Here is a 303-nt window from a genome sequence, read left to right as displayed (position 1 = left end):
AAAGCCGGTGTTTGGCCTGCCGGTCGCGGGCGATCCCGGCAAGTTCAGGCGCCTTTACGCCGAGCTTGAGGCCTATGGAGCCGTGCGCCCGTTCCTCGGAAGACTGGACCGGTGGCGCTATCGCCCGCTTCGCGAAACCGGGCGCGCGGCGCAGCGCGTGCTTGAAATTCTCGACGCGAAATCCCACTCCTGAACATCAACGGTCAAATCGGTCAGGACCCGGCGCGAATCCCGTCAGGTTCGGACCGAAATCATGAGAGAGGATCAGCCATGAGCGAGTCGCGCCACGCGAAAGTCGTCATT

The 303-nt window shown here is 63.0% G+C and carries 1 protein-coding gene; it reads left to right on the top strand.

Annotated features, from left to right (window positions below):
* On the top strand, positions 1-193 hold a 193-nt coding region (locus tag E5162_RS14595), incomplete at its 5' end, for an ELM1/GtrOC1 family putative glycosyltransferase (RefSeq protein ID WP_174235023.1).
* Between the last annotated feature and the right edge of the window lie 110 nt (positions 194-303).

Origin of the sequence: Marinicauda pacifica, from assembly GCF_004793635.1 — a bacterium.
GTDB classification, from domain to species: domain Bacteria; phylum Pseudomonadota; class Alphaproteobacteria; order Caulobacterales; family Maricaulaceae; genus Marinicauda; species Marinicauda pacifica.
Note: the sequence above shows the minus strand (reverse complement) of the source record. Positions and strands in the feature narration are given on the sequence as shown.